34 protein-coding genes are annotated in these 25,380 nt (G+C 65.1%); 17 read left to right on the plus strand and 17 right to left on the minus strand.

Going from position 1 to position 25,380, the window contains the following annotated elements:
• Positions 1-178: 178 nt before the first annotated feature.
• Positions 179-1,156, minus strand: a complete 978-nt coding sequence (locus MNOD_RS47995) for a phage tail tip lysozyme (protein WP_015929125.1) — start codon at positions 1,154-1,156, stop codon at positions 179-181.
• A 385-nt stretch (positions 1,157-1,541) separates the two neighbouring features.
• On the opposite strand from MNOD_RS47995, the gene MNOD_RS11865 reads away from it, so the two are divergent.
• Positions 1,542-1,724 (plus strand): hypothetical protein, encoded by a 183-nt coding sequence (locus MNOD_RS11865; protein ID WP_015929126.1) that lies wholly within the window; start codon positions 1,542-1,544, stop codon positions 1,722-1,724.
• Between the two features lie 37 nt (positions 1,725-1,761).
• Here the strand turns inward: MNOD_RS11865 and MNOD_RS41360 are convergent, their stop codons facing one another.
• Together MNOD_RS41360 and MNOD_RS11880 are read right to left on the minus strand one after the other, a co-directional pair.
• On the minus strand, positions 1,762-2,391 hold the full coding sequence (locus MNOD_RS41360; protein WP_015929127.1) for a hypothetical protein: 630 nt from the start codon (positions 2,389-2,391) through the stop codon (positions 1,762-1,764).
• Between the two features lie 381 nt (positions 2,392-2,772).
• Positions 2,773-3,249 (minus strand): hypothetical protein, encoded by a 477-nt coding sequence (locus MNOD_RS11880; protein WP_015929129.1) that lies wholly within the window; start codon positions 3,247-3,249, stop codon positions 2,773-2,775.
• 1,027 nt (positions 3,250-4,276) lie between these two features.
• On the opposite strand from MNOD_RS11880, the gene MNOD_RS11885 reads away from it, so the two are divergent.
• Entirely contained in the window at positions 4,277-7,345 is a 3,069-nt protein-coding gene (locus MNOD_RS11885) for a tetratricopeptide repeat protein (protein ID WP_015929130.1), read from the plus strand.
• A gap of 655 nt (positions 7,346-8,000) precedes the next feature.
• On the opposite strand, the gene MNOD_RS43025 is transcribed toward MNOD_RS11885, so the two are convergent.
• On the minus strand, positions 8,001-8,492 hold the full coding sequence (locus tag MNOD_RS43025) for a DUF3828 domain-containing protein (RefSeq protein ID WP_015929131.1): 492 nt from the start codon (positions 8,490-8,492) through the stop codon (positions 8,001-8,003).
• Between the two features lie 420 nt (positions 8,493-8,912).
• On the opposite strand from MNOD_RS43025, the gene MNOD_RS11890 reads away from it, so the two are divergent.
• Positions 8,913-9,188, plus strand: a complete 276-nt coding sequence (locus MNOD_RS11890; protein ID WP_015929132.1) for a hypothetical protein — start codon at positions 8,913-8,915, stop codon at positions 9,186-9,188.
• A 177-nt stretch (positions 9,189-9,365) separates the two neighbouring features.
• Here the strand turns inward: MNOD_RS11890 and MNOD_RS11895 are convergent, their stop codons facing one another.
• From MNOD_RS11895 to MNOD_RS11950, 12 genes are all read right to left on the minus strand, one after another.
• On the minus strand, positions 9,366-10,052 hold the full coding sequence (locus MNOD_RS11895; RefSeq protein WP_015929133.1) for a transcription termination/antitermination NusG family protein: 687 nt from the start codon (positions 10,050-10,052) through the stop codon (positions 9,366-9,368).
• A gap of 87 nt (positions 10,053-10,139) precedes the next feature.
• Positions 10,140-10,544, minus strand: coding sequence for a Ros/MucR family transcriptional regulator (locus MNOD_RS11900; protein ID WP_015929134.1), 405 nt, complete (start codon positions 10,542-10,544; stop codon positions 10,140-10,142).
• Between the two features lie 366 nt (positions 10,545-10,910).
• On the minus strand, positions 10,911-12,539 hold the full coding sequence (locus MNOD_RS11905) for a hypothetical protein (protein ID WP_050783314.1): 1,629 nt from the start codon (positions 12,537-12,539) through the stop codon (positions 10,911-10,913).
• Positions 12,536-13,105, minus strand: coding sequence for a hypothetical protein (locus tag MNOD_RS11910; protein ID WP_015929136.1), 570 nt, complete (start codon positions 13,103-13,105; stop codon positions 12,536-12,538). The genes MNOD_RS11905 and MNOD_RS11910 overlap by 4 nt, the downstream gene beginning before the upstream one ends.
• Positions 13,102-14,199, minus strand: a complete 1,098-nt coding sequence (locus MNOD_RS11915) for an ATP-dependent DNA helicase (RefSeq protein ID WP_015929137.1) — start codon at positions 14,197-14,199, stop codon at positions 13,102-13,104. Before MNOD_RS11915 ends, MNOD_RS11910 begins: the two co-directional genes overlap by 4 nt.
• Complete coding sequence (locus MNOD_RS11920) at positions 14,196-14,444, minus strand: hypothetical protein (protein ID WP_015929138.1); 249 nt, start codon at positions 14,442-14,444, stop codon at positions 14,196-14,198. Before MNOD_RS11920 ends, MNOD_RS11915 begins: the two co-directional genes overlap by 4 nt.
• Before the next feature lie 4 nt (positions 14,445-14,448).
• Entirely contained in the window at positions 14,449-15,015 is a 567-nt protein-coding gene (locus tag MNOD_RS11925) for an MT-A70 family methyltransferase (RefSeq protein WP_015929139.1), read from the minus strand.
• Positions 15,008-15,514 (minus strand): PDDEXK-like family protein, encoded by a 507-nt coding sequence (locus MNOD_RS11930; RefSeq protein WP_015929140.1) that lies wholly within the window; start codon positions 15,512-15,514, stop codon positions 15,008-15,010. Before MNOD_RS11930 ends, MNOD_RS11925 begins: the two co-directional genes overlap by 8 nt.
• A gap of 57 nt (positions 15,515-15,571) precedes the next feature.
• Positions 15,572-15,997, minus strand: a complete 426-nt coding sequence (locus MNOD_RS11935; protein WP_015929141.1) for a hypothetical protein — start codon at positions 15,995-15,997, stop codon at positions 15,572-15,574.
• Positions 15,998-15,999: 2 nt separating this feature from the next.
• Positions 16,000-16,389 carry a VRR-NUC domain-containing protein gene (locus MNOD_RS11940; RefSeq protein ID WP_015929142.1) on the minus strand — a complete coding sequence of 130 codons (390 nt, stop codon included), beginning with the start codon at positions 16,387-16,389 and terminating at the stop codon, positions 16,000-16,002.
• Between the two features lie 98 nt (positions 16,390-16,487).
• Positions 16,488-16,895 (minus strand): hypothetical protein, encoded by a 408-nt coding sequence (locus MNOD_RS46390; protein ID WP_157091438.1) that lies wholly within the window; start codon positions 16,893-16,895, stop codon positions 16,488-16,490.
• Positions 16,896-17,449: 554 nt separating this feature from the next.
• Entirely contained in the window at positions 17,450-17,782 is a 333-nt protein-coding gene (locus MNOD_RS11950) for a hypothetical protein (RefSeq protein WP_043748570.1), read from the minus strand.
• A 107-nt stretch (positions 17,783-17,889) separates the two neighbouring features.
• On the opposite strand from MNOD_RS11950, the gene MNOD_RS11955 reads away from it, so the two are divergent.
• On the plus strand, positions 17,890-18,183 hold the full coding sequence (locus MNOD_RS11955) for a hypothetical protein (protein WP_015929146.1): 294 nt from the start codon (positions 17,890-17,892) through the stop codon (positions 18,181-18,183).
• Here the strand turns inward: MNOD_RS11955 and MNOD_RS11960 are convergent.
• Positions 18,180-18,407: a hypothetical protein gene (locus MNOD_RS11960; protein WP_015929147.1), complete on the minus strand. Its 228-nt coding sequence runs from the start codon at positions 18,405-18,407 to the stop codon at positions 18,180-18,182. The genes MNOD_RS11955 and MNOD_RS11960 overlap by 4 nt on opposite strands.
• An 861-nt stretch (positions 18,408-19,268) precedes the next feature.
• Between MNOD_RS11960 and MNOD_RS11965 the strand changes: the two genes are divergently transcribed.
• From MNOD_RS11965 to MNOD_RS12025, 13 genes are all read left to right on the plus strand, one after another.
• Positions 19,269-19,901 carry a helix-turn-helix domain-containing protein gene (locus MNOD_RS11965; protein WP_244424715.1) on the plus strand — a complete coding sequence of 211 codons (633 nt, stop codon included), beginning with the start codon at positions 19,269-19,271 and terminating at the stop codon, positions 19,899-19,901.
• 83 nt (positions 19,902-19,984) lie between these two features.
• Positions 19,985-20,242: a hypothetical protein gene (locus tag MNOD_RS11970; protein ID WP_015929150.1), complete on the plus strand. Its 258-nt coding sequence runs from the start codon at positions 19,985-19,987 to the stop codon at positions 20,240-20,242.
• Positions 20,242-20,490, plus strand: coding sequence for a hypothetical protein (locus MNOD_RS11975; protein ID WP_015929151.1), 249 nt, complete (start codon positions 20,242-20,244; stop codon positions 20,488-20,490). Before MNOD_RS11970 ends, MNOD_RS11975 begins: the two co-directional genes overlap by 1 nt.
• The gene (locus tag MNOD_RS11980; RefSeq protein WP_015929152.1) at positions 20,487-20,894 is read left to right on the plus strand and encodes a hypothetical protein; all 408 of its coding nucleotides are present in this window, start codon (positions 20,487-20,489) and stop codon (positions 20,892-20,894) included. The genes MNOD_RS11975 and MNOD_RS11980 overlap by 4 nt, the downstream gene beginning before the upstream one ends.
• Positions 20,894-21,178 (plus strand): hypothetical protein, encoded by a 285-nt coding sequence (locus tag MNOD_RS11985; protein ID WP_015929153.1) that lies wholly within the window; start codon positions 20,894-20,896, stop codon positions 21,176-21,178. The genes MNOD_RS11980 and MNOD_RS11985 overlap by 1 nt, the downstream gene beginning before the upstream one ends.
• Entirely contained in the window at positions 21,175-21,489 is a 315-nt protein-coding gene (locus MNOD_RS11990) for a hypothetical protein (RefSeq protein ID WP_015929154.1), read from the plus strand. The genes MNOD_RS11985 and MNOD_RS11990 overlap by 4 nt, the downstream gene beginning before the upstream one ends.
• Before the next feature lie 5 nt (positions 21,490-21,494).
• Positions 21,495-21,722, plus strand: a complete 228-nt coding sequence (locus MNOD_RS11995) for a hypothetical protein (protein ID WP_015929155.1) — start codon at positions 21,495-21,497, stop codon at positions 21,720-21,722.
• The gene (locus MNOD_RS43045) at positions 21,719-22,795 is read left to right on the plus strand and encodes a PD-(D/E)XK nuclease-like domain-containing protein (protein WP_015929156.1); all 1,077 of its coding nucleotides are present in this window, start codon (positions 21,719-21,721) and stop codon (positions 22,793-22,795) included. Before MNOD_RS11995 ends, MNOD_RS43045 begins: the two co-directional genes overlap by 4 nt.
• A gap of 20 nt (positions 22,796-22,815) precedes the next feature.
• Positions 22,816-23,772, plus strand: coding sequence for a recombinase RecT (locus tag MNOD_RS12005; protein ID WP_015929157.1), 957 nt, complete (start codon positions 22,816-22,818; stop codon positions 23,770-23,772).
• Positions 23,773-23,775: 3 nt separating this feature from the next.
• A complete protein-coding gene (locus tag MNOD_RS12010; protein WP_015929158.1) occupies positions 23,776-24,261 on the plus strand; it encodes a hypothetical protein in 486 nt (161 codons plus the stop codon).
• 10 nt (positions 24,262-24,271) lie between these two features.
• Positions 24,272-24,718: a hypothetical protein gene (locus tag MNOD_RS12015; protein ID WP_015929159.1), complete on the plus strand. Its 447-nt coding sequence runs from the start codon at positions 24,272-24,274 to the stop codon at positions 24,716-24,718.
• Between the two features lie 2 nt (positions 24,719-24,720).
• A complete protein-coding gene (locus MNOD_RS12020; protein WP_015929160.1) occupies positions 24,721-25,137 on the plus strand; it encodes a hypothetical protein in 417 nt (138 codons plus the stop codon).
• Positions 25,137-25,379, plus strand: a complete 243-nt coding sequence (locus MNOD_RS12025; protein WP_015929161.1) for a hypothetical protein — start codon at positions 25,137-25,139, stop codon at positions 25,377-25,379. Before MNOD_RS12020 ends, MNOD_RS12025 begins: the two co-directional genes overlap by 1 nt.
• The last annotated feature ends 1 nt before the right edge of the window (position 25,380 follow it).

Below are 25,380 nucleotides of genomic sequence, written 5' to 3' on the forward strand. Positions count from 1 at the left end.
TTCCAGCGCCGACGTTCCGAAGAGCCATCGTCCTTCGGCATGCCGCTTCGGAAGAGCTTGAGTTTGGCGCTGTTCAGATTAGCCCATCTGTCCAGCGCCATTCTGATGAATAGTAGCGGAACCTTGCCTGATAAGAGTACAGAAGATCTCAATGTATTAAGCTGAATCCTGGGTTCGACTAAGCGGCATCTGATCTTAGAGGTACGGTCTCGGCAATTCCATGAGGCGGCGCGACTGTCACCTCGACAGGACCCGGAGCGGCAGCCCGCCGGAGTTGGTTCAACGCATCAATCACGATGGGCAGTTCGGCCAGCACCGCTTCGAGCGGCATGCTCATAATGCGGGGCCCCTCGTCGTCCAAGTCTGCCGTTTTGGCAGCCTGTCGCCCAGCTTGCATATCGGCGACGATGCCGGCGGCCTTCGACCCGGCGATCGGCTGTACGGCTTGCACGCGTCCGAAGATCGCCAGCCCGCCGCCCACGACCGGGCCGATGATCTGGATCGCCTTCAATACGAAGTCCGCTGCCGAATTCGGATCAACGAGTTTGAGGGCCGGAAAGGCGGCGCTAAGCAGGGGGAGCGCGATAGCCATGATGCCGCCGATGACAGCCTTAGACTGGTACCAGGGCTTTGCCGCTGTATCGGGGAGCGACGGATTCGGCATGGCAGGTGTCTCCTTGGCAAGGTCGGACGCATGGCTTGCGGAGTAGAGCGCGATTGCCCGCTGGGCGAAGTTGAGTCGGGCCTCAATCCTTTTGATGCCGGCTTTCTCGTAATGCGCTTCGAATGTTTCTACGGCAGCTCGGACCGTCGTCGTCTTCTTGAGCTGCGTGATGGCGTGGCTGAATTTAAGATCCGGGATTGCGTCGGTCAGCTCGGCTCTCATGTAGCCGTAGTTCGCCTCGTAACTGGTGAGATCGAAGCCGCGGGCACGAGCCCAGCGCTCGAAGGCTACACGGCGCGCGCCCGTCCATTGCGCCCAGCCAAAACCGCCACGGCTGCCACGAATGGCTGGGCGCAGCTCCTGGATGGCTCGCAGGCCACTTTCCGCTCCCAGGTTGCCGAGGATTCCGGCTGCTTGCTCGACCGTCAGGTCGAAGTCGGAGATCAGCTCTCGCATGACTCTCGGCGCGAGATTATCGAATGCAGTCGCCATGGAGCACCTCGACATCAGCAACTAGCGATAAGGGTCTCACAGGTTGCTCTGTATGGCTAGAAATCGCTGCACGTGGGTGCGGTTGAATGCACCATGGCGTGCGTTTTCGCACGTACAATCATAGAATCAGTCCTGATTGGCTCAGCCCATGCGCTGGGCGTGCAGGGAATTCGCGCTTTGATGAAGCTTGGGTATTCGCCCGGCTGGACAGATTTGTGAGCGCAAAATCATGTTTTAGAGTTGATCGGGCGTTCGACGGCGCGGCGCGGCAGAGTTGCACCGAGGCCGGAGCAGTGGCAGCGCTATTCTTCTGTGCGCGCTCGGAGCAGGCTCTTGTCCCGGGGGCCTCCCTCAAGCCAGGAGAGCGTGGGGCCGGAGGAACGCCATGCCGCACCGCGGGTACACCGTGCGGAGGGCACGTGAGGGCTGGGGCGTCTATGTCGTCGGCACGGGTGAGCCCGTCCGCGTGGACGGGCGGGAGCAGACAGGGCTGTCGAGCGAGAGCGCCATCGAACTTCTCGCGGCACTGAGGGTCCTCGCCTTCATCAGATCTGAGTTCGGCGAGTGACCGGCTACTAATCCCGACAGGATCTTGTCAGCACTCGTCAGACGGACCTCCAGTGAGGCAGCTCGGCCTCGCCCATCTCGGCGAGGTGGCGACGCACCTGAGCGTCGAGCACGGCCACCAGAGAGCGAGAATCGACCTTGCCTGTCCGCGGATCGACTTGGATCTCGTCCGCGGCCTCGATCGCGATGCGAGCCGGCCAAGCCAGCCACGCATCGCGGTTCTCGCGCGCCGCGTCGAAAAACGCGGCCTCGGCCGCGGTCCGCTCGATGAGGCGGCCCTGCTGCTCGGCCTGGTCAAGGCTGCGCTGGCGGGCCTTCAGGATCAGCTCGGCGGTGCGGGCCTTGCCGAAGTCGATGCCGCCGTCCGCATCCTCCACCCCCTCCTCGGCCAGCACCCGGGCGATCAGGCTGACCGCCTCGCGAGCCTCGGCCGGGGTGCGCACCTCCGCGCGGGGGTGCGTACCGCGGGTGCGCACCGTCTGCGGCTCGGTACGCACCTTGGTACGCGCCGGATCGGTTGAGCCCTGCCACGCCTCGCGGACTGCCTCGGGATCAATCAGGCCATTCGGCAAGCGCTTGATCCGGTTGGCCTTGAGCGCCTTCCGCACCGCGCCCTCGGTCACGCCGAGGACCTTCGCCAGCTGCCTTGCCGAGACGCCGTCGGCCATGGGTGCGTACCTCGAATTTCGGGGTCAGCGCTAGGAACAGGCGGGGCCCCGCCCACCCGTATCGATTTCGACCCTCCAGGGGCCCTGACGCTTCGTCAGGAAGAGGCGGGACAGGGCGTCAGTCAGGGCTCTCCCTTGCCTCGTTCCTCCAGCAACGCCACAGCGCGCGACACCTCTGACGCTAGCTGCTGAAGGAGACTGGTCATGCCCTCCCCTGCGATGGCCGCCTCCAGCAGGTGCTCGACCTCTTCGCTGAGCGAGTGCGCATTCGCCTGCGCGCGAGCCTCGACAGCCTCTCGAATGGTGGGACGCAGGCGGACCGTCAGCGTCGGCCTTTTCGCTACGCCTTCCGCCTTGCGTGGCCTGCCTCTCGGCCTCTTTTCAGAACAGGGCATCGAGATTTTCCGGCCCGTCCGCAACCGGTGCATACCGGATCGCCGCACGGTTCCTGGCGCGGACTGCCTCCATGCGCTCCAAGCCACGGTGGAACTCGTGCTGCCCATGGCGCTCCTGGGTCAGCTGACCGAGTAGGCGAGAAGCGATGATCTGCATTGCGCCGCGGACCGACTGATCCCGAGCGCGATCAAATTCATCAGCACCGCTCTCACTGCGCCAGATATTCAGCGCCGCATCAACGACATCACGACCCGGCCGACCGCCGGTCAAGTCGAGATAAGCGTCGAACGCCTGGGCACATTCGACAACCGTGTTGCCCAGCTCCTCGGGCTTCCCGGCACCCCTCTGAATGCGGAGCAGGTTGGCGAGCATCTCGCGTAGGCAGCCACCAAGGCGCTCAGTCGCATGGCGCAGAGCGATATCGCGCTCCGACTGCTCGGCCACCAGTCGCAATTCAGTCATGCATGCTTCTCAATCATTGCCTGGCTAGCATTGGTCAAGGTGCTGCTTCCGGAGGATCAGCCACAGTGCAGCTCGGGTGGGATCCGTGGTCGACCCTTCGACCAACCGTCCAGGGTACCCCGGAAGATTGATTGCTCGGATCCGATGCCCCGCGTAGTCTCACGGACATGCGGGTGAAGTAGGCGACGGTCAGGGTTCTCACTGATCGGCGGCGGGGCAGCACCGGCCCACCCGCACCAATCTCTTCTCACCCCTACTGCCGTTCGCGGCACGGGCCCTGGCCGCAGATCGCGCAGGCGGTGAGGCTGGCAGGCCCGCTGAGCGGGCAGCTTTGGCACTGCGGGGTGTCGAAGTTCTCAACCCTCGGGTCGATCGCGCCCGCGGCAGTGACGACATCACGGGCGAAGCGCAGGGCTTCTCGCGTCGCGGTGTCAGATCGCTTCGGAGCATGGCGGCGCGTCCCTGAGCCGCCACGACGGGACCTGGACAAAGGATGCATTCCCCCTGTCGCGGCGCACGGGTCTTCCGGGCCAGGGCCACACCGGAGATGCACGCGAAGCTCGCGGATCACGCACAGCGTGGTCGTCCAACAGCCGAGGTAGCATGCTACCGCCATTCGAGCAAGAGGAGGAGCTCGGTCGGCACCCTTGAGGGGTTGAACACAGACGACTGTTTGATGAACCAGCGCTCCTGACCCGCGCGGGGAACTTCGCCGCCCCCGCGGCGAGCAACTGCTTTCGAGCGTCGTCCAGACGTTCGATACACGGCCAGCGCATGGGATCGGCACGGACAGCGCCAGATCGGAACGTGGGCACAAGGACTTGCGCTGCCCTCGTTGCAGGCCAGAGCGATGCCAGAGTGAACCAACGTCTCTGGACCCGGGCCGAGGCGAGCAAAGAATGAAGCTATGCTGATGCAGCCCCGCAATCTCTCTCCGAGTTTGCAGTACGCTCCCTTCAGCCTTTATACTAAAACAGTTACCCGTGTCGCGAAGTTGCGACAGGTACTATAGTCGCAGGGTGAAGCCATGCGCAAAACACATGCATTGCTGCTTGCCTTGGGGCTCATTGGCCAATCGAGCTCGACAGCTCTTGCGTTAGATGCGGCCGGCTACAATACTCGCGGGTACAGCTTTCAGAACAAGGGTGAGTACGATCGGGCGATCGCCGACTACAATCAAGCCTTACGGCTCGACCCCAAATTGACCGCCGCTTACGTCAATCGTGGGTTCACCTTCCGAAGCAAGGGTGAGTACGATCGGGCGATCGCCGACTACAATCAAGCCTTACGGCTCGACCCCAGGTCTGTAATCGCTTACAATAATCGCGGCGACGCCTTCTACCACAAAGGCGACTATGAGCGAGCGATCGCAGATTATAACCGAGCTTTACAGTTGGACCCCAAGCATCCGATCGTCTACAACAATCGCGGGTTCGCCTTTCACGGCAAAGGAGAGTACGACAGAGCAATTGCAGACTACAATCAAGCCCTGCAGCTTGATCCTAATTACACATTTGCATACAATAATCGCGGATTTGCATTTCAGGGCAAGGGTGAATACGATCGAGCTATTGCAGACTACAGCCAAGCCCTGCGTCTCGACCCCAAATACGCAATCGCCTACACCAATCGTGGGGACGTTTTTCGGAGCAAAGGTGAGTACAACCGGGCGATCGCCGACTATAATCAAGCCCTACAGTTCGATCCTAAGCCCATAATCGCTTACAACAATCGCGGTCTCGCCTTTCAGAATATGGGCGAATACGATCGAGCAATTTCGGATTACACTGAAGCCTTACGGCTCGAACCTAAATACGTGATTGCCGTTGTCAATCGTGCAGATGCCTTTCGGATCAAGGGTGAGTACGATCGCGCAATAGTTGACTACGACCAAGCCCTCCATCTTAACCCAAATTACGCTATAGCCTACAACAATCGAGGATTGGCCTTTCAGAACAAGGGTGAATACGATCGAGCTATTGCAGACTACAGCCAAGCCCTGCGTCTCGATCCCAAATACGTAATCGCCTTTGTCAATCGCGGGGACGCCTTTCGAAACAAAGGTGAAAATGACGTCGCGATCGCTGACTACAATCAAGCCCTCCGTCTAAATCCAAGTTACAGTACTGCCTACAACACTCGCGGGCTGGCTTTTCAGAACAAGGGCGAGTACGATCGAGCGATTGCAGATTATGAACAGGCCATCCGGCTCGATCCCAAGTCGGCGATCGCCTACAACAATCGTGGGTTCGCCCTCCAAAGCAAAGGTGAGTACGATAGAGCAATCACAGACTACAATCAAGCCTTACAGCTCAATCCCAAGTCCGCGATAACCTACACCAATCGCGGGTTCGTCTTCCAGAGCAAGGGTGAATACGATCGAGCAATTGCAGACTATGATCTCGCCTTGCAGTTCGATCCAAAGTACGCGATCGCCTACACCAATCGTGGGGATGTTTTTCGGAGCAAAGGTGAGTACGATCGAGCAATTGCAAACTATGATCAAGCCATCCAGCTCAATCCAAAATACGTAGTAGCTTACAACAATCGTGGGCTAGCCCTCCAAAATAAGGGTGAGCCCGACCGGGCGATTGCAAATTACGACCAAGCCCTTCAGCTTAATCCCAGATACATAGTCGCCTACATCAATCGTGGGGATGCCTTTCGCAGCAAAGGTGAGTGCGATCGGGCGGTCTCCGATTATAATCAAGGTCTCGAACTTGACCACAATAACGTGCTTGCCTACAACAATCGTGGACTATGCTTCCAAAACAGAGGGGAGTACGACCTGGCAATCGCAGATTACGATCATGCCCTGCAGATTGACCCCAAGTACGCAACCGCCTTTGTCAATCGGGGATTTGCGTTCCAGAAGAAGAGTGAATACGATCGGGCAATCGCAGATTATGATCGCGCCTTGCAACTCGATCCCAAATCTGCAGTCGCCTACAACAATCGCGGGTTCGCCTTCCAAAGCAAGGGTGCGTATGACCTCGCAATTGCGGATTACGATCATGCGTTGCTGCTTAAACCTGGGTTAGCAAACGCATATTATCATCGTGGAACGGTTTTCAGCTTTAAAGGCAACCTTGATCACAGTATCTCTGATTTGAGTGAGGCCATACGGCTTAATCCCAAGTACGCCGAGGCTTATCAAGATCGGGGCATCACGTACCAGGCCAGAGGGGAACCGGACCGGGCTCTTGCAGATTTCGCTGAGGCTGCACGGCTGAAGCCTGAGCTTGAGGACGATGCAGCCTTTCTCACGGCCCGCCGCGAGGCGCAGGCAGCTCAAACTAGCCGGACCGCAGCCGCCGTAGTTGTTACAGCCGTCCAGACCTCGCCGGTCGTGTCTCCGCCCACGATGTCGGTCATCACACCACTTTCCGAGAGGCGGGTCGCGCTGGTGATTGGCAACGGTGCGTATACCTCCGTCGCCGCACTCGACAATCCGACGCGAGACGCCAGCGCTATCGCGCGCTCTTTGCGTCAAGCTGGCTTCAAGAGCGTTCGTTTGGAAAATGACCTCCGCTATGATGATCTGCGGCGAGCTCTGAACAGCTTCTCGGCCGAGGCTGACCAGGCTGATTGGGCCGTGGTCTATTACGCTGGGCACGGCATTGAAGTCGGGGGCACTAACTACCTTGTGCCTGTCGATGCCCAGCTGAAGACGGACCGGGCCGTGCAGTTCGAAGCGGTTCCACTTGATCAAGTGCTGGGCAGCATCGAAGGCGCACGTAAGCTCCGTCTTGTGATCTTGGATGCCTGTCGTGACAATCCGTTCCTGCAGCAGATGACGCGCACAGTTTCGTCACGATCAGTGGGGCGCGGCTTGGCGAAGATCGAGCCAGAGACAAGTGGCACACTGGTGGCTTTTGCAGCCAAGCACGGCCAAGTTGCACTAGATGTGCAGGATGGTCAGGCAAATAGCCCTTTCGCAACGGCCTTGATCAAGAACATTGCAAAACCTGACACTGAGATCCGAAAGATGTTTGGGTTAGTACACGATGATGTCATGGCAAGCACAGGTCGCAAGCAGGAGCCTTTCGTTTATGGTGCCCTCGGAGGTGAGGATTACTTTTTCAGTATGCGCTAACGTATGTGACGGCTGCCTCTGCCCGACCGCCGTCAGTTGATCTGCCGCTGTGGGCGCGGATCAGGTGCCGTCATCTCCATGCGCAAATTTTTGCGGTTGAGTTGACCCAGCATGCGCTTCCTTCTCGCCTTAAGGTTCCGAGGCTATCATGAGCATGACTCCCTCCGTGTACTCCATTCCAGCTGCCTTCAGCTGTGCCGTCCTCGTTTTTGTTTATATATGCAAAGAAGCGCGAAGCGCGGCGGCGATCTCCGGTTCCGATTGAAAAACTTCCATCTGAGCTAATCTCGATGTTGCACCTGCCGTTAAGATACTTCTTTCCCCCGATTTCAATTAAGCATCGGCCCTCTTCGGATTCGCTGAGGCAATGTCCCTCGGAGCGCAACGTACAGGTCGCCTCCGCTGGCGAGATTGCGATTAGCGAGAGGACGGAAGAAATAAGCATTACACGCATTTGTAATTCTCCTCAGTCTGAGCAAATTGCCCACCCAGGACAATGTTATGTTCAAAGGGCACCCGCTCGTAATCATGCTGTCTTGTCCCGAATACAACTACTCGACTATATCAAGAACAGACAAGAACAGCAAAAATCCACATGAAAACATTCGCCGGTTCAAATCTACCGTAACCGCTTTGCCCTAAGCAAACAGCACAATTAGTCTCTCAAGCCTAGCATACGGCGGAGTCCCTGCGCTTGGTTGGATGTGACATCGTAAATGCGCCAGCCATCTGGAGCGCGCTTCAGACGGTATGTGACATGCGTGGGTTTGCTGAAGTTGCGGAGATTCGCTTGGACGACTGCGTATTCGCCCATCATTTTGCTCCGTTCGATCGACAGCTTTGAAACGTTTGCGTCCTGGGCGCCGATGAACGGATCAACATCAATGACATTGTCGCCGTTTGATGCACTGGCGAGATCTTTGAGCCATGCCCTTGCAAGCTCTGGCTCGAAGAAATGGTTCGCAGCCGCGCTGTCCAAGCGAAGTGAAAGCAAATTTGGCCTTTTGCTTGAACCCTGATATTGGGCGTAGACCGCTTGAACGGCAGCTTCCGGCGTCGCAAACTGAGCCTGTACGGCAGTCGATACTTCGAACGATATGATACCTGTTGCGAATACGAATAGCAGCAGTCGCATGAGGGCAGCCATATTAAGCTCCTCAAATTTTTGCTCCGTCGGCAGGACGGCAGCCTCGCTAAACAAGCAGCGGGCTCTCAGGACCAGTTTAGCAAAAAGCCCCGGCGGAAGACATAGCTCCGCAATCCCTGACATCATTTACCGCAAAAGCGTTCAATATCAATAGGTTATAAATCTTTATGACACGGTAGTACCGGAAAGCAGTGTGGTGATCCGCGCAGCGCGTGCGGAATCCCCCGTTGAGGGTGCACCGAGTCGTTCTCCGTGCAGGATCCCCCATCGAGGGTGCACCGAGTCGGTCCAAATCATTGACACCGGAGAGATCTTCGCCATACTTGGAGCAATAGTCTTTCCTGACGCCTTGATTTGCCACCCCCGAGCGAGGCTGGCGGTCGAGATCGCCCGGAGATTGAGTCTGGTCAGGAGGTATTCATGGCGCATCATGGCCAATGGATGCTTGCAGCGGCTGTGACTGGCTTCGTGCTGTGCAGCCCGTCCAGCGGATGGAGCGCGCCGGTCCAGGGCGCGGCGATCCTCGGCTCTCTGCAGGAGAACCCGCTGGTGCAGGATGCGCGGGTCTTCTGCTACAACCGACGAACCGGACGCTTCCTCCACTGGGGGTATTGCCGCCGCGTGTCGCGGCCGCGGGTCTACTGCATGAACCGGCGGACGGGCCGCTTCCTCCATTGGGGAAGCTGCTGGCGCTAACCCTCCTCAGCCCTCTACCACCAGCTCAAGCCGGCGGTTCACCGAGGTGAAGCGCAAACGCCAAGCTAACTACACGGCTTTCAACAGGGGCAGCTATATGAGCAGGAGTGGTCGTTCTCGCTGTGTTGGTCGAACTTCCGCTCCTGCCGGATGTTGTTGAAAAACTCACTTCGGCGCTCATTGGCGGATCTCAGCATACAAAGGGTTAGGTCTGCGCGTCGCGCCAGCTGTTACATATAGAGGCCCCGAAGGCCCTCTGCGTACCAAGTCGCCAACCTCGCAGAAGTCCAGGCGCTGCCCCTCCAGAATGCGCGCGGCCGCAGCCGGGAACTGCCCGACCGGCTCCGTGCCCGCATAGAGCACCGCCACGAGCTCGGCGCCGACCTTGTCCGAGAACCGCTGCAGCTGCTCAGGCCCGAACGGCCCCATCACGCGGTAGAAGGGGCGTTCCGCCTCGCCCTGCTGCCGGACCCGGACGAGGCGGCCCTCGTCCTCTAGCGCGAACACGCGGGGCGGCAGGCTCGCCATGACGCGGTCGTGGTAGGCCCAGAGCGCCGCGCGCCCGTCCATGCCACGATCCGCCCCGACGAACAGATAGCCCGGGACGGCGCGGCGGCGCGTCTCCCGGTACCGACCGCGATGCTCGATTACGGCGCTGCTGGCGGGCACGCAGGTCGCAAAGCCTGCCGTCTCCAGCCCCTCGCGGATCTTCCGCTCGCGGGTGGGGTCGATCCGAACGACGTACCAGCGGCGGTCTCCATCGACCACGACCCGCAGCCGATGCAGCCGCACGTGGTGTGTCGGGGTGACCTTCGCGTCGAAGATCTTGGTGCGGTTGCGGCGGCGGTTCCGCTTCCGGGCCATGCTCGCTGGGCTCCTCGGTAGGCGACAGGGAGACGATCGCCGGCGGCCGGAACAGGCCCGGCCGCCGGCAGGATCAAGCGCCGGTCTTCAGGCCCGCAACCGGCCCAGCCCGGTCTTCTTCGCCAGCTCGGAGCGCTGCGCAGCGTAGTTTGCCGCCGTCATCGGGTAGTCGGGCGGCAGGCCCCACTTCGCCCGGTACTGCTCGGGCGTCAGCCCGCGCCCGGCAAGGTGCCGCTTGAGCGTCTTGTAGGGCTTGCCATCCTCCAGCGAGATGATCGCGTCCGGCGTCACGGTCTTGCGGATCGGCACGGGCGGGACGAGGGCCGGCACTTCGGGCTCGGCCGGCTGGCCCAGGCCTGCAAGGGCACCGTGCAACGACGCGATGAGCACGGGCAGTTCCGCGGCAGGGACGGCGTTGTGGGCGACGTAGGCGCTGACGATGCGGCCGGTGAGGCCGGCGAGGTCGGGGGACTGGGTGTCGATCTCGGGCATCGGGATCTCCTCTATGTCTCTGAACTACCAACTGTTCTTCATCTGGAACGGCGGTGGCGCACCAGTCCGGTCCTGGGGTTTCGGTGGGGTTTTGGGGGGTTAGGGTGGGGTTTTTTTTCGAGAAACCCCACACCAAAATCTGCTGATCTGTCAGAGACTTAGAGGTGTTTTGGGGGTTATTGGGGTTTTTTCTCATTCTTACGCGTGCGCAGGAAAGGTCGCGCGTGAAGATTGGCGAAAAAACCCCGAAAACCCCCAAATCGGCCATAAACCCCTGTCCCACCGTCAGATTTTCCGTGGGGTTTCCGGTGGGGTTACATTTTTCGAAACCCCACAAACCCCAGCAGAAACCCCATTCGCGCGTGCTCACCTCCCTTCCTCCGGCGCCTTGCAGAGCGCGTAGCGGTTGCCCCGCTTCTCGTCGGCGACCATCTCGATGCGCATGCCGGCCACGACGCGACCGCGGACGCCCGTAAGCCAGCGGCCGAGGCTGCGGGTCGAGATCGCGGACCCCTTGCCGGCCTGGCGCATCAGCACCTCGCGCAAGGACGGCCGCAGCGGGTGCCCGTCGGTGCCGGTCTCCTGCGCGGCCGCGGCGATGTCGCCGGTGGCGTAGTAGGCGCCCTCGATGAGGTGCTCGCCCCAGGCCGTGATGAGCTCCGACAGCGCGGCGCGCTCGGGATCCTCGCCCCGCGCGATGTCCATGCTCGCGACCGGGTCGGCCTCGCCGAGCCACACCAGCGCGGAGCGGACCGTGTCCGACCACGCCCCGTAGGAGCCGATCGGGCCGCAGACCCGCGGCGCGCCGGCGGCGCGGTAGGCCCGGGCGATGGTGAGGGCGGCGGCCACGTAGGCGCCGCGGTCGGCCATCACGGCCTGCATCGGGTTCGACGCGAACTCGCGCTGCTCCGGCCGCTCCACGCCGGCGTCGAGCCGGCACAGCACGGCCCGCCGCGTCATGTCGCCGATCAAGGTCAAGTTGTTGCCGGTGGCGAACACCGCGGCCCGGCACTCGATCTCCGGCACCTCGGATCGGCCCAGGATGCGCACCCTGACCACCGGCCGTTCCGTCACTTGGCAGAGCGCGTCTCCGCCGAGTTCGCCGTTGACGTTGTCGAGCGAGATCAGGGGCGTACCGCTGAGAAGGAGTGCGCCGAGACGCTTCTCGGTCTCCTCCTCGGTGCGCCCGACCGCCATGACGGCACAGGGGCGCCCGGTGACGATGGCGGCGATCAGATCGACGAGATACGACTTGCCGGTGCCCGCGGAGGAGGCCCGGATCCCGTGACAGGGCGCCGAGGGCAGCGTGGGCCGCAGCACCGCGGTCAGGATGCCGGACAGTGCCACGGCGCGATCCACGGGCCCGACGAAGGGAAATTCCTGCAGGGGCCCCAGCAGAAGCGCGAGCGCGGCCTGCGCCTCGGCGCGACTCGGCCGCTCCGGGATCGCCGGCATGACCACGGCCTCGTCCGGCATCAGGAAGAGCCGGGTCGCGGGGTCGTAGCCGGGCTCGTCGAGGAGCGAGCCGTCGGGCCGCAGGGTCGGAATCGTGGTGATGCCGGAGATCGGCGGAAGCCGCCACCGGCCCTCGCGCGACAGCAGGATCGCCACGGCCTTGTCGGGCGGATCGATGTTCACCCAGCGCTGGGCGCGCCCGTCGAAGCGCTGGAACTTGGCGACCTGGGCCAGGATGTCGGCCAGGGAATCTGCGGTCAGGGATTTCAGCTTGGCGACGAGGGCGAGGCCGCCGTTGGCGGTCGGGGTCGGCTCCACGACCGGCCGCACCAGCGCGCCGGCGCGGGCGAACACCGCGGCCCCGCTCTCGATCAGGGCGTCCTCGGCCTCGTCGACGACCCGCGGCAGCTCGGAGGCCACCACCTTGATCACCGGCAGGAGACCCGACGATCCCGACGCGCCGCCGGCACCCTGGGCACCGGCATCACGAAGCCGTTTAGCCCGGCGGGCCTGATCGAGGTCGATCGGCGCCGTCATCATGGTGCCTCGACCAGGATGCGGGGCATCCTGACCTTCCTGAGCATCGCCTCCACGGCCTCGCCGTGGGCGATGTCCTGCGTCAGCAGCGTGCCGGCTCCCAGGAGCGCAGGCCGGGCAAGGGCGTCGTTGATCACCACCACGCCGCGCCAGCCCGCCGCCAGCCAGCCGACGGGGTCGCGGTGCACCACGAGCGGCTCCTTGTCCGCGAGCGGGCGCCACAGGCTGTCCTCGCCGAGCATGCCGACCGCGCCGAGCCACGTCGCGAGGCGGCCTGCGGCGGGATCCCAGGCCACGACGTCGACCAGCGCGCCGCCGGCGTCCCGGGCCGGGATCGTGTAGGCCTCGACCGCGCCCGGCCCTTCGCCGCCGTCGTGCCGCGCGAAGCCGAAGCGCTGTCGCTTCCCGAACACCACGAGGTCGCGCAGCACCAGGTCGACGCCATGCCGAGCGCAGGCGAGATGCCGGCCCTCGACGCCGCGGCGCCGGAACGCCGCGAAGTCGGCGCGCCCCAGCGGCAGCCCACGGGCCTGCTCCCGTTCCGGGTCGAGGGCGGGCCGCGCCCTCATGACAGCACCACCGTCACGGCATCGGCCGCGCGCGTGAGCCCGGTGTAGAGCCAGCGCCGCGCGGTCTCGCGAAAGGCGCAGCTCTCGTCGAACAGCACCACGCGATTCCACTGCGAGCCCTGCGCCTTGTGCACGGTGAGCGCGTAGCCGTACGTGAACTCGTCGAAGCCTCTGCGCTGCTTCGGGCTCAGCGCCTCTTCCTGGCCGTGGAAGAACTCGCTGCGTACCTCCACCGGGACCGGCGCGGCGTCCGGGTCGTGGTCCGGCATGACCTCAAGTTCGACGATGGCGCCGTCGTTCTGCGCGACGTCGGCGACCTCCCAGAGCCCGCCGTTGAGCAGGCCCTTGTCCTTGTTGTTGCGCAGGCAAACGAGCCGGTCGCCGATCTCCGGGCCGGCCGGGTCGCGACCGTAGAGCCGTCGCACCTTCGCGTTCAGCCCGCGCCGGGTCTGGTTGCGACCGACCAGGATCTGGTCCGCGCGGAGCACGGCGCGCTGGCCGAGCGCCGCGCGCTGGATGACGCGGCTCTCGCCGTAGGCGCCGGCGGCGAGCCGCCCGCCCTGGCGCACGCGCATCGACAGCGCGATGATCGGGTTGTCCGCGGCCTGCCGATGCACCTCGGTGAGCATGAAATCGGGGTCGCCGCCCGTGAAGTAGCCAGCGCCGTCGACGGGCGGCAGCTGCGCGGGGTCGCCGAGCACGAGCACCTTGGTGCCGAAGCTCATCAGGTCTCGGCCAAGCTCAGGACCGACCATCGAGCACTCGTCGACGATGACGAGCGCGGCCGATGCGACGGGGCTGTCCTCGTTCAGCACGAAGGTCACGCTGCCGTCGCGCCGCGGCTTCGGCCGGTAGATCAGCGAGTGGATCGTGGTGGCGCCGGTGCAGCCCTTCGCCCGCATGACGAGCGCAGCCTTGCCGGTGAAGGCGGCGAAGAGCACATCGCCTTTGACGCCCTCGGCAAGGTGCCGGGCGAGCGTGGTCTTGCCGGTCCCGGCGTAGCCGCCGAGGTAGAACGGCGCCCGGCCCGGGCTCTTGAGCCACGCCTTGACGGCGCGCAGGGCCTGATCCTGCTGGGGCGACCACGCCGTCATGCGCGTTGCCCCGTTCGCTCGTAGGCCGCCAGGATCCGCTCCCGCTGGCGCGCCGGCAGCCCTTCCAGGATCCGCAGCGCGCGGGCGCGCCGCTCCGGGATGGATGGATCGCCCAGCGCCACAGCGGCCGGATAGGCGTCCGGCACGCCGACGAGCGCTCCGGAGAGGCGCACCGCGTCCGCCCCGCGCGTGTGGACGCCGACGAGGCCAGGACGGAAGACGGGCAGGGAGCGGAAGCCCGCCATGGTGTCACTCCGCGGCCTGCAGGACGGGCGCGTCGAAGCGCCCGGCCTCGTCGCCCCAGGTGGCCCAGCCGGTGCGCGACTGGCGGCTGAAGAGCTCGCAACGGTACGCCGCCGGCACGAGCCGCTCGGCGATCGCGTAGGCCTCCTCCGGCTTGCGACTGTGCTGGCGCGCGCCGCCGCGGATGATGTTCGGGATGCTGCGCCCGTCGAACACGGGACGCCCCAGCGTGCCGATCAGGAACGGCTCGGCGACGGAGCGCATGATGTATCCCGTGCCCCAGCGCTGCTTGTCCCAGGTCCCGAAGGTCCGGTACCGGAAGCCCCAGGCCGCCATGACGCGCAGCGCGACGTCGAGCTTCGGGCCGGTGGCCCACAGCCACAGCACGGCGTCGCCGCGGGCGAGCTGGCCGACGGGCAGGGCGCAGATCGCCTCATCGGACATGCACGCGTACTGCGCCATGGCCGATTTCCTCATGCCCTTCTCGGACCAGAGGTCGTAGGACCAGGGTGGATCTACCATCAGCATGCTGTAAGACAGCGGACGGAGATCTCCGAAAGGCCAGTCAAACATTCTGGCCTCCCATTCGCTTGAGCGCATCCGCGAAAGGCAAGCCCGTAATAGGCACGATGCGACTGCGCTTGAACTTACCGGCGAATGCATGGCCAGGCGGCATAAGCTGACAGCACTGGCCAACTTCGCGCAGCGGCAGATAAGCGACGGCTTGAATGTCTAGAGCAACTAGCGCGACTAAATCGCAATGCTCCTCACTGAGACGCCGTCCACGAGCAAGCTTTCCTCGTTTCCTCACATGGAACGTATAACCGATGCGCTCTGCACGCCCTCGAGCGTTCATGTTCGATGGAAAGCAGGTCGCCTTGACCTGCACTCTGATAAGGCGGACCTCAACATCGACGACGATGTCGTAGGAAAGCCCCTGATCGCTGAGATAACACCTGTAGCCGGACAAGATCAGGTCGGCACAAACCAGATGCTCAGCCGCCTTGCCGATGTCGAGCGCGTTGGCGCCACCCTTAGCGAGCCGCCGCAGAACGTCGTGGTCAACGTTCATGACGACCCCCCATGATCAGCCCGAACGACAGAGGCGGCAGCGGGTCGAAGGGCCAGGTCATCGGCACCCCATCAGGGTCTTGATCCGCTCGAAGGCGCGCGGCGGATCGCCGGGCACGCCGTCGTTGAAGGGCTCGAGCCCGTTCCGCTCGCGCATCAGGGCGATGCGGCGTCCGATCAGGCTGAGGAGATCGTGGCGGGCGTCGGCGTCCATCTCCTGGATCCACGCCGCGGCCTCGACGCGCGCGATCAGGGCTGGCCCGTCGGCGAGGCCCATCCGGCGCATGAACCGATCAAGGTCGCGGATCTCCTCGCCGTGAGGACCGGCGAGCAGCGCCTCGAGCTTCTGCCGCTTCCAGGCGCGGTAGAGCTTCGAGAGCTGCTCGTCCTCGCGCAGCCGAATCTCGGCCTCCAGCCCCGAGAGGCGCATCTGCGCCGGGCCGCGGCTGCGGCGGCTCTCGGAATGGGACTGGAGCGCCGCCACGCTCAGAACTCCGTCGCCGGCTCGGGCGCCGGACGCGGCCGCGCCGCGGCTGGCGGCAGCCCAAATGCCGCGCCGGCCGCGAGCGCGTCCTCGACGCAGTCCACCACGTGCACCGGAAAGCCGCGCTCCCGCAGGCCAGGGAGGAAGGCGCGCTGACTCGCGCTGAGGCTCCCGCCGGGCGCCTTGACCTCGATGAGAAAGCACCGACCGCCCCGGCCGTACACGATCAGGTCGGGGTGCCCCGCCTCGACGCCCATCTCCTTGAACGCCACGCCCTCGAGCTTGCCGCGGCGGCCGCCGTTCGGCACGTGCACGCACCGGCAGTCGAACCGCCGGTGCATGGCCACGACGATCTTGGTCTGGATCACCTGCTCGGGGCGGGCGCGGGTCATCGCTGGCCTCCCGCGCGGCCATCGGTCGGTGCCGGCCGGCCCGTCTCCGGCGGCGTGAACTCGGAGGGACTGAAATCGACGAAGCCAGTCATCGCCGGTCACGCTCCGCGCGCTTCCGAAGCAAGACGGCGAAGCGTACGCGCCGCCTTCCACGCCTCATCTGCCGTAGACCGGAGCTGCTCCAGATCTTCGCCGCTTGAAGCAGGAGATGCTTGGGCAACCAGGCGCTCAAGGCGTTGAGCCAACGCCGCAGCTTTCTGAACTTCGGTCCGAAGCTCGCCGGCGCGGCGGGCATGCGCGGCCCGGATGGCGTCCATCTCGGCGGCGTCGATCCGGCGAGCCTCGCGCCGCCAGATATCCTCGGCACGGCCATAGCTCATCGGCTCCTGAAGAACGGCAGAGACCGCGCGCGCGGCGCGCGTGATGGCAGCTTTCACGGTGTCGCCGACCGGCCGCGGTTCGGCGAGCTCTCGCAGAAGCTGAGAGGCTTGATCGACCGTCGTCATGCGACCGCCCTCGGAATACTTTTCCGAGCCCTCGGTATGTTTTCCCGGCACGTCGGAAGGCTCCTGTGGTTCAACAGCGTCGAACCGAAAGGAACTTCGAGATGCAGGAGGTGGACAGGGATACGCAGGACAACACGCGCGCGACCGACGATGCTTGCCGGCGAGCGGTCACGCGAAACCAGGAAAAGGAGAGCGCCCGCGCGGTCAGCGATGCGAGAGACCTTGATGGCGCGGGCGCACGCGCCGCCGAGCGCGGCACGTCGGAATTGAGGCCCCAAGAAGCCCCCCTCTCCGCACAGGGAGAGGGGGCCAGTCAGGGAGGAATCGCCCACGACGGGCAGTGCTCCGACCGGCGACGCCACCGCCGGCCGGGGCCTCGGAGCGCGGGCCGGGCGGCCGGCGCGAACAGAATTGCTGGGCTGAGCTCCGCGAAGAGGGTTGCGCCCGGCCCGGAACGGACAGGGGCCGGTCGTTGCCGGACCGGGCGCGCCGCCGGCTGGGCCAGGCTTGCTGGACCGGCGGGTCTCGGGGGCGGAGGCGGAGCGCATGACGGCTCACGCCTCCCCGCGACTGGACGAGTGAAGACGCTGGGCTGGTGCGGGGCTGGTGCCGCCGCTGAGCGCATCGCCGGCCTTCTCGAACACGGGCGGGTCGCCGTCGGCAGAGAGGCCGCGGACGAGGCGCGGACCGCTCTGGTGCGGGCCACCGCTCGCCATTACGGCGTCGCCGTCCAGAAAGCGGTCGAGCCACGCCCGCAGCTGAACGGCCTCGGTGCGCGTGAGCTGAAAATCGGCAGATGGGCCGGCCTCAGGAATTTGCCCGCGCACGAGATTGCCGATCGGAGCGACGCGGAGCGGGCCGATCTTCTGCGAAGCGGGCCGGATCACGCGGCGGCTCCCTTGCGGAAGGTGTAGGATGACGACAGCATGGATCGGTGAGAGGCCGGGTAGCGGCCCGGCCTCTCGCGCCGAAGATCACGGACAGGGAGATAACCGTGACCCGCGACGAGCTCGAAGATCGTGTGGCCGTGCTGGAGCGGCTCGTGCTGAGCCTGATCCAGCACATGGGCAAAGACGGGATGCTGACCGACGATCTCCGCAGCGAGATCGTGGATTCCCTCATCGAGGGTGCGACAGGCAACAAGGGCGAGGAGTTCCACGCCGATCTGTTGCGGCAGGCGATCGAGGGCGGATCGTCGGTGAGCGCCGGCGAGGGCGTGGCCGCGCTCCAGCGAAGATGGCGTCGTCAAGCCGACGCCTATGGCGGCAAGGTGCCCGAGATCGATTAGGCGGCGCGCATCCGCCGCTCGAATTCGCGCGCGGCGCGGATGCGGGCGACCTCCGCGCGCCGCTCGGCATGATATGCGGCCCGCTCCAGTCCGCGCGTGACGAACCCGAAGTACCCCGTGCGCTTCTCCGGCCGCGCCGGCAGCTTCTTGCCGGCGCGCTTGGCCGGCTTGGACGGCGCATGCATGCGGCCCTTGAAATCGAGCCTGATGGAGCGACTGCGCATGGTGTGTCTCCTGATGTGTGAGGAGGCGGATCATCGCGCCGCCTCCGCCATGGTGGGAGGAGTAGGGGTGTTGGGAGGGGTTGCCGCCGAGGCTGCTGCGGGCCCGTCTGATTGAGCGCTCTCAAGAGCACCTCTGGTTGCAGGTCGCGCAATCACCACTGCGCGTGTCGCCACATTCTGCACGGCAAAAGCTGCAATATGCGCGGGCACCATTCTATCGACCCCCAATCCGCACCAAGAATATTGCGCGCTCTCAACCACCGGCGTCGAACGTAGATTAGGTACATTCAAGCCTGTATTGAGTGTTCGCACCTCTCTTCGGCTGGCCCAATCCGCTCTAGTAACGGTTGTGATAAGATGATCACCGGCAAGCTACATTTTGAAATACATCACAATGTTGCTACAGCGTCTGGCGCAGCAGCTACGCATACCGAGAGAGACTCGTTATTATGGACGGGAAGGAAATCTTCAGCGGTCATAGGCACATTCAGCCGACGAGCCATATTGAGCAGCCGGACGTGGTGGCGCTGCGGTACGTTCCCGCCCGTCGCAGCTCTGTGCCGCTCGCGGGGCTGCGCCCACGCCCAGACACGGCTCCGGTGCACGTCGCACTCCTCGGCTACGGGATCTATCCCCCCGAGCTTCAGGATGATGGATCGGGCCGGCTCACAGCGGAGCGAGGCGGGGCGGGTGCGGCTCGTCATGCCTTCAGAAATCGCGATATTCACAAGCCATGTCAAGCCATATCGCGATTTTGTCTACGGCCCTCGCCCACCCCCGTTGGGAAATAGTCGAATGACATCCGTGCCTAGGGTGCCAAAAAGGCGCCGGAGAGCAGCATCCAACGGGGATCGGGAATTGTTGCGAGAATGGATCGCTGGGCAATTGCGCGATCGACGGATCCCGCAGAAAGCCCTCTCGTCCGCGATCGGCCTCAGCGAGGACGCGGTCAGTCGGATGCTGTCTGGCAAGCGCACGATCAAAGCCGACGAACTCAAGCGCATTTGCGCGTTCTTAGGTGTTAGCCCACCATTGACAGCACAACTCCCCGCGCGCGATGTGTCTTACGTTAAGGTCGTGGGAGAGGTCGCGGCAGGCGCCTTTGTAGACATGCAGTATGTCGATTTCGTAGACTACGACATCCCCTACGTCGCTGATCCGCGTTGGCCTAAAGAAGCCATAACCGCGTACATAGTACGCGGGGAGAGCATTAACCGTCAGGCCCGTGACGGGGATCACATCATCGTACTTGACGCAAATGCAGCGCCGCGCCCGTACCAGTTGGGCGACTGGGTTGTCGTTGAGCAGCGGTGCGGCGACCTCGTCGAGACAACCGTAAAACAGGTGCGGGGCAGTGAGGGCGCATGGGAGTTGTGGCCTGACAGCAACGACGGCCGTTTTCAGCGACCACTCGTCGTTGCAGGTGACGGCGGAGACAACGTCCGCGTGATCGGCTTTGTCCTGGATTTCATCCGATCGGGGACCCGCTTCTGAGATAATCGACAAAATCGCGATTTCCTTGTTGACCAAATCGCGAAAACCGCGATTATGGGGTCATCCACCACGGATGCCCCCACATGCTCACCCGCCCCCAACCCGACCCGTTCGCCTCTGCGCCGCCCCCGCGGGCGCCGCACTTCCCCACTGAGATCTTCCCTGCCTTCGAGCCGCCGCTGTTCCTGCGGGAGCCGCTCCCTGAAGATGAGCCTCAGCGCGAGCCCGCGGACCGCGATTGGCTCGCGACGGGCCTCGTCATCTTCGCGGCGGCGATCCTCATCGCGCTGGCCCTGAGCGGCGGCGCGCTGGTCAACGCGGTGCGTGGGGGTGTGCTGTGATGGCAACCCCGGCCTCCCGGCGCGACCCGCGCACCATCCGCTACGGCGAGCTGAAGGACTTCACGAGCGAGAAGGGCACCATCCGCGCGGTCACCCGCGCCGAGGCCGCCGAGGTCCTGAAGACCCACATCCGCGGCCCGAAGTTCACGCCATCGCTCCGCAACGAGCCGTGCAACCCGGTACCCGGCGTCGACTACCTCGGTACGCGCGCCGTCGTGCGGCAGATGAATCGGGGAGGCGCGCAATGAGCCGCCGCGAGCCGCCCCGCACGTATCTCGCCCACTTCGTCGATGCCTCGGGCCGGAAGTGGATCGAGGAAACCACCGTCGAAAACGGCCTCACCGCGATCACGGCATTCCTTGCCGCCGACGAGCGCCAGGGCTCGACGCTGAAGGAGGTCTACGAGCTCGACATCACCGACCCGCTGACGCCGGTCGCCCGCAACGTCACTGCGATGGCGCTCGGCAAGGTCGTCGACCTGATCGATCACGACGACGATCGCGATGCGCTGCCGGCGAGCCTGGAGGATGCGGCCCGGCGCCATGGCGTCACCGGGCCGGCCGAGAAGGCGCCGCGCGTGCCGGATGGGCTCGATTTCATTGAGGTCGGCCGCCGCGAATACGTCTTCCAGGTGCACGGGCGGGGGCTGTGATGATGTCGCCCGTCATCAGCCTCGTCACCGGCCGCCCGGTGGATCCCGTCACTCTGCCGGCCTTCGCGGATTTCCGGGCCCAACAGCGCGCTACCCTCGCTGCCGAGCAAGCTGGTGCCCTTCTCGTCGTGGCGGACGACCTCCTGCGCATCAAGAGCCTGCTCGCCATCGCCGACCCAGTCACGAGTGCGCAGGTCGATGCTCTCCTGAGCCACGCCGGCGGCGTGATCATCGCGGAGCTGCGGGCCGCAGCCGCGGTGCAGGCGGGGAGGGTGCGTCCGTGAGCCCCGCCGAAGCCTCCCAGACCTTCCGCGCCTACCTCGACGCGCTCGGCTGCCCGGCCCCGTGGGCAGTCGTTGAGCGGTCCGGCCGCATGATCGTGGACGCCGAGGGCAAGCCCTGCGCTTCGGCGATGCCGGTCGCCTCGGTGGCCATCGTGCATGAGCGGGCCGAGCTGATCTGCTCGGCGGTCAACGCGATGGCCGGTGTCCTGCCGGCGGGCGCCATGGCGCCGCTCGACCCGGCCCACCTCGACGCGCTGTCGGCCGAGACGGCGCATTTCCTCCGGCGCGTTGGCGCTGCGGCGGGGGAGTGACGGCGATGAGTTACGAGCGCGACAAGCTTCTGGCTGGCGTCATTGAGACGTCGTGGCGCGAGATGGACCGCTTCGCCGGCCGCGTCGCTCGCTACTTCAACGACCATCCGAACAAGGATGCGTCCGCCATGGCGTCATGCCTTGTCCGGGCCGCTGAGGACGAGCTGCACGAGGATTACGTCAAGAAGCAGCAGGCTGCCGAAGCGAAGCGTCTGGCGGAGTCTGCGTCATGAAGATGATGGACGGCACCGACACGGCTGCCACCACTTTCGCAGACGGCATCTACTTCAGCCTGGACGAGGCGCTCTACCATGTCGACCCAGCGCTTGGCTCCTCCGACCTGAAGCGCCTCGCGGCCGAGCCGGCGGATTACTGGTTCGGCTCGGTGCTCAACCCGAACCGGCCGGCCGAGGACTCCACGCCTTCGCAGATCATCGGCAAGGCGGTGCACAAGCTGGTGCTGGAGGGCGAGCAATCGTTCTCGGCAGCCTTCGAGCGCGAGGCGACTGGCGACGATGTGCTCCGGACGGACGCAGATCTTGCCGATTACCTGTTCCGTGAATGCGGTGCGGTGAAGATCCCCCGCAGCAAGTCCGGCAAGATCGAAATGCTTCAGGAGCTTTGCGCTCCTCCGCTTACCATGCCTCCGGTTCTGGATCTGATCCAGGCCGAGGCCGCCCGCGCCGGCCGCCAGATCCTCAAGGCCGACGACTTCGACCGGATTCGCGGGGCTGCCGAGAGCATCCTGGCCAATCCGCACCTCGCCGCCTCCTTCACCGGCGGCATGTCCGAGGTGTCGCTCTTCTGGACCGACGAGGTGGACGGCGAGCCGGTGCGCCGCAAGGCACGGTTCGACTACCTGAAGCCGCGCGCGGTCATCGACCTCAAGAGCACGCGGCCGAGCCGCCCGACGTCGTTCAAGGCGAACTGCCTGCGCGCCATGGCCGAATACGGCTACCCGGTGCAGGCCGCCGCCTACCTGCAGGCCCGCGCGCAGCTGGCGCGGCTCGCGGGCGAGGGCCGGGTCTTCGGCGACCATGATCCGGCCTGGCTGGCCCGGGTCGCAGCAGCGCCGGCTTTCGCTTTCGTCTTCGTGTTCTGGAGCACGGGCGACGCGCCGCTGACGTGGGGCGTCGCGCTCTCGCCCGGCAACCAAGTGCTCGGCATCGCCGAGAAGACCATCGACCTCGCTCTCTGGAACTACGTCGCCGCTCGCCGGTCACACGGCCTCGACGCGCCGTGGGTCGAGCACGCCCCGCTCGAAGAGATCGAACTCTCCGACCTGCCCGTGTGGTTGTCCCGCTGAATCCCGACAGGAGAACTTCCATGGCTGCATCCACGGCCGTCGCCGAGCGCAATCCGCCCGCCAATCCGCTCGTCCTGGTGCGCGAGCAGATCCAGAGCCGCGAGGCCGAGTTCGCCGCGGCGCTGCCCGCCCACATCCCGGTCGAGCGGTTCAAGCGGGTGCTTCTCACCGCGGTCCAGAACAATCCGGACCTCCTGAAGCTGGAGCGCCGCTCCTTCTTCAACGCCGCGATGCGGGCGGCTCAGGACGGCTTGCTGCCGGACGGGCGCGAAGGCGCGATCGTCGAGTTCAACGGGCGCGCACAGTGGATGCCGATGATCGCCGGCATCCGGAAGAAGGTGCGCAACTCGGGCGAGGTCTCGACCTGGGAGGCGAACGTCGTCTTCGAGAACGACGAGTTCGAGTACCAGCTCGGCGACGATCCGAAGATCATCCATCGGCCCGTCCTCGTGAACCGCGGCAAGCCGATCGCCGCCTACTCCATCGCGGTGCTCAAGAGCGGCGAGCGCTCCCGCGAGGTCATGACCGTCGAGGAAATCGAGAAGGTCCGGAAGGTCAGCCGGGCGCGGAACGGCGGCCCCTGGTCGCAGTGGTGGGAGGAGATGGCGCGCAAGACCGTCGCGCGCCGCCACAGCAAGGTGCTGCCGCTCTCGTCGGATCTCGATGACCTGATCCGGCGGGACGATGAGCTGTACGACTTCAGCCGCAAGCCGGGCCAAGACGGGCAGATCACGGGCCTGTTCCAGCCGGTTGCCAACCCGCTGTCCGACACGATCGAGCACCAGCCGGATCAGGCACCTGGCGCCGATGCACCGCTGGCGGACGACGAGGCCGAGAGGGGCGCCCAGGCCGCCGACGATGGTGAGGCCGGCGAGGAGCACGACCCGGCCTTGGGTGGCGCCGCAGACGATTTCCCGGGCAACGACGCCCTGAGCGACATGCGCACGGGCCGCCGCTCGTCCAGGCGGGAGGCCTGACCGATGCGCGCCCTCCCCATCACGATCACGGCCGACGACTCGGGGCACTTCAACCTCGCTATCGGGAACGGCGAGAACACCCAGCACGCGACCGGCCTCGCGTGGGACGAGCTCCTCGGCATGGTGGGTGTGCTCACCCACCCCGAGATCCAGTCTGCGCCGTACGGCATCAGCAAGGTCCGCGCGGTGGCCGCTCCGGAGCGGGGCGAGGTCGCTCCCGATGTGGTTCCGTGCGTCCCACGGCGCGAGGAGCCGCCGGCGCCGGACATGGCGGAGATCCGCCTGCCAGCCGAGACGGCTTACCAGATCGCGGCCGGCCTCGCCGACCTGCTCTGGTGGGCGAAGGGTTTCAACGCCGCGCGTCCGACCGATGCCACGACCACCGACGATCGCGCACCGTGCCTCGAGCGACTGCGTGAGGTGCGCAGCCTTCTCCTCGGTGCCGCCAATGCGGCGCGCGGGGTGAAGGACGCCGAGATCCTGTTCTGAGGGCGCTGCGATGCTCAGCACCACCGCGCCCCAGGCCGTCCGCCACAACATCCGCTCGCGCCGCGCCCATGCGGCGCGCGAGGCGGCGGAGCGGCCTGTCCTGCCGCTGCCGACGATCATCATCGTGAAGGCCTGCGGCTACGACACCGCGCTCGCCAACCCCGGCGCCGTGGTGCTGGACAAGGCTTATCGCTGCCTCCGGTGCGGCCGGCATCGCCTCGACCTCCGTCAGGTCGGCACGTTCGAGCTGCTCGCCTTCCTGTTCAGCGAGCGGGTCGGGCTCGCGGTGAGCCGCGCCGAGGCCATGGCTGCGGCCCGGCCCGGCAAGCCGATGAGCGACGCCCGGCAATCCCAGCTCGTGCGCCGCGCCAACGCGGTGCTCGCCCGTCTACACCTGCACATCGAGACCATCTGGGGCGGCTCCCTCCGCCTCGTCGCCATCCCGGGAGACGCCTGACCATGCGCGCTGCTGATCTCCGCGAATTCGACTTTCCGAGCCTCGCCGACGCCGCCCGCAAGGAAGCGGATAAGCACAGTGCCGAGCTCGCGCAGGCGTTCGAGTGGCAATCGACACTCATCGGTAATTGGCCGGGCCAGCATCGAGACCTGAAGCGGATGCGCGCGCACGCCACGGCGCAACGGGACGACCTGCGCCGGCTCCAGGACTTTGCCGAGTTCTATGGGCTCTACGCCGACCGGCTGCAGCCGATCATCGAGGCGCTGGAGGCGGGCCAGGAGGTCGTGATCCAGCAGAGCCGGGCGACCGAACTGGTGCGGCCGCGCAGCGCACCGGTGCGGGCCCACTGGCCGGTGATGCGGCGGCCCGGGACGGTGATGGGGCCGGTCGTGGTCGCGATGGCGGCGGAGGTGCGGTGATGCGCTACCGCTGGCCCCGCACTCTCCATGGCTGGAAGACGCTGTTCTGGCTCTCGCTCGGTCGGTGTCCGATCCATCACACGCGGCTCTCGATCGACAACCCGCTCTACGACAACGGCCGGTCTGCCTACTGCTTTCGCTGCGAAGGGGTCGCGATCTGGCCGCAGCGCGCCCGTGAGGCGTTGCGGCAGAACACGCTCGCTGTCGAAGCGCGCGAGGCGCCTGCCGAGGAGGGCCGCTGAA

It is taken from the genome of Methylobacterium nodulans ORS 2060, assembly GCF_000022085.1.
In the GTDB taxonomy this organism is placed as follows: domain Bacteria; phylum Pseudomonadota; class Alphaproteobacteria; order Rhizobiales; family Beijerinckiaceae; genus Methylobacterium; species Methylobacterium nodulans.

Excerpts from the sequence above, each read along its gene's own strand:
- MNOD_RS47995 (WP_015929125.1), bottom strand. The coding sequence starts at position 1,156 with ATGGCGACTGCATTCGATAATCTCGCGCCGAGAGTCATGCGAGAGCTG.
- MNOD_RS11865 (WP_015929126.1), top strand. The coding sequence starts at position 1,542 with ATGCCGCACCGCGGGTACACCGTGCGGAGGGCACGTGAGGGCTGGGGC.
- MNOD_RS41360 (WP_015929127.1), bottom strand. The coding sequence starts at position 2,391 with ATGGCCGACGGCGTCTCGGCAAGGCAGCTGGCGAAGGTCCTCGGCGTG.
- MNOD_RS11880 (WP_015929129.1), bottom strand. The coding sequence starts at position 3,249 with ATGACTGAATTGCGACTGGTGGCCGAGCAGTCGGAGCGCGATATCGCT.
- MNOD_RS11885 (WP_015929130.1), top strand. The coding sequence starts at position 4,277 with ATGCGCAAAACACATGCATTGCTGCTTGCCTTGGGGCTCATTGGCCAA.
- MNOD_RS43025 (WP_015929131.1), bottom strand. The coding sequence starts at position 8,492 with ATGGCTGCCCTCATGCGACTGCTGCTATTCGTATTCGCAACAGGTATC.
- MNOD_RS11890 (WP_015929132.1), top strand. The coding sequence starts at position 8,913 with ATGGCGCATCATGGCCAATGGATGCTTGCAGCGGCTGTGACTGGCTTC.
- MNOD_RS11895 (WP_015929133.1), bottom strand. The coding sequence starts at position 10,052 with ATGGCCCGGAAGCGGAACCGCCGCCGCAACCGCACCAAGATCTTCGAC.
- MNOD_RS11900 (WP_015929134.1), bottom strand. The coding sequence starts at position 10,544 with ATGCCCGAGATCGACACCCAGTCCCCCGACCTCGCCGGCCTCACCGGC.
- MNOD_RS11905 (WP_050783314.1), bottom strand. The coding sequence starts at position 12,539 with ATGATGACGGCGCCGATCGACCTCGATCAGGCCCGCCGGGCTAAACGG.
- MNOD_RS11910 (WP_015929136.1), bottom strand. The coding sequence starts at position 13,105 with ATGAGGGCGCGGCCCGCCCTCGACCCGGAACGGGAGCAGGCCCGTGGG.
- MNOD_RS11915 (WP_015929137.1), bottom strand. The coding sequence starts at position 14,199 with ATGACGGCGTGGTCGCCCCAGCAGGATCAGGCCCTGCGCGCCGTCAAG.
- MNOD_RS11920 (WP_015929138.1), bottom strand. The coding sequence starts at position 14,444 with ATGGCGGGCTTCCGCTCCCTGCCCGTCTTCCGTCCTGGCCTCGTCGGC.
- MNOD_RS11925 (WP_015929139.1), bottom strand. The coding sequence starts at position 15,015 with ATGTTTGACTGGCCTTTCGGAGATCTCCGTCCGCTGTCTTACAGCATG.
- MNOD_RS11930 (WP_015929140.1), bottom strand. The coding sequence starts at position 15,514 with ATGAACGTTGACCACGACGTTCTGCGGCGGCTCGCTAAGGGTGGCGCC.
- MNOD_RS11940 (WP_015929142.1), bottom strand. The coding sequence starts at position 16,389 with ATGACCCGCGCCCGCCCCGAGCAGGTGATCCAGACCAAGATCGTCGTG.
- MNOD_RS46390 (WP_157091438.1), bottom strand. The coding sequence starts at position 16,895 with ATGACGACGGTCGATCAAGCCTCTCAGCTTCTGCGAGAGCTCGCCGAA.
- MNOD_RS11960 (WP_015929147.1), bottom strand. The coding sequence starts at position 18,407 with ATGCGCAGTCGCTCCATCAGGCTCGATTTCAAGGGCCGCATGCATGCG.
- MNOD_RS11970 (WP_015929150.1), top strand. The coding sequence starts at position 19,985 with ATGCTCACCCGCCCCCAACCCGACCCGTTCGCCTCTGCGCCGCCCCCG.
- MNOD_RS11975 (WP_015929151.1), top strand. The coding sequence starts at position 20,242 with ATGGCAACCCCGGCCTCCCGGCGCGACCCGCGCACCATCCGCTACGGC.
- MNOD_RS11980 (WP_015929152.1), top strand. The coding sequence starts at position 20,487 with ATGAGCCGCCGCGAGCCGCCCCGCACGTATCTCGCCCACTTCGTCGAT.
- MNOD_RS11985 (WP_015929153.1), top strand. The coding sequence starts at position 20,894 with ATGATGTCGCCCGTCATCAGCCTCGTCACCGGCCGCCCGGTGGATCCC.
- MNOD_RS11995 (WP_015929155.1), top strand. The coding sequence starts at position 21,495 with ATGAGTTACGAGCGCGACAAGCTTCTGGCTGGCGTCATTGAGACGTCG.
- MNOD_RS43045 (WP_015929156.1), top strand. The coding sequence starts at position 21,719 with ATGAAGATGATGGACGGCACCGACACGGCTGCCACCACTTTCGCAGAC.
- MNOD_RS12005 (WP_015929157.1), top strand. The coding sequence starts at position 22,816 with ATGGCTGCATCCACGGCCGTCGCCGAGCGCAATCCGCCCGCCAATCCG.
- MNOD_RS12010 (WP_015929158.1), top strand. The coding sequence starts at position 23,776 with ATGCGCGCCCTCCCCATCACGATCACGGCCGACGACTCGGGGCACTTC.
- MNOD_RS12015 (WP_015929159.1), top strand. The coding sequence starts at position 24,272 with ATGCTCAGCACCACCGCGCCCCAGGCCGTCCGCCACAACATCCGCTCG.
- MNOD_RS12020 (WP_015929160.1), top strand. The coding sequence starts at position 24,721 with ATGCGCGCTGCTGATCTCCGCGAATTCGACTTTCCGAGCCTCGCCGAC.
- MNOD_RS12025 (WP_015929161.1), top strand. The coding sequence starts at position 25,137 with ATGCGCTACCGCTGGCCCCGCACTCTCCATGGCTGGAAGACGCTGTTC.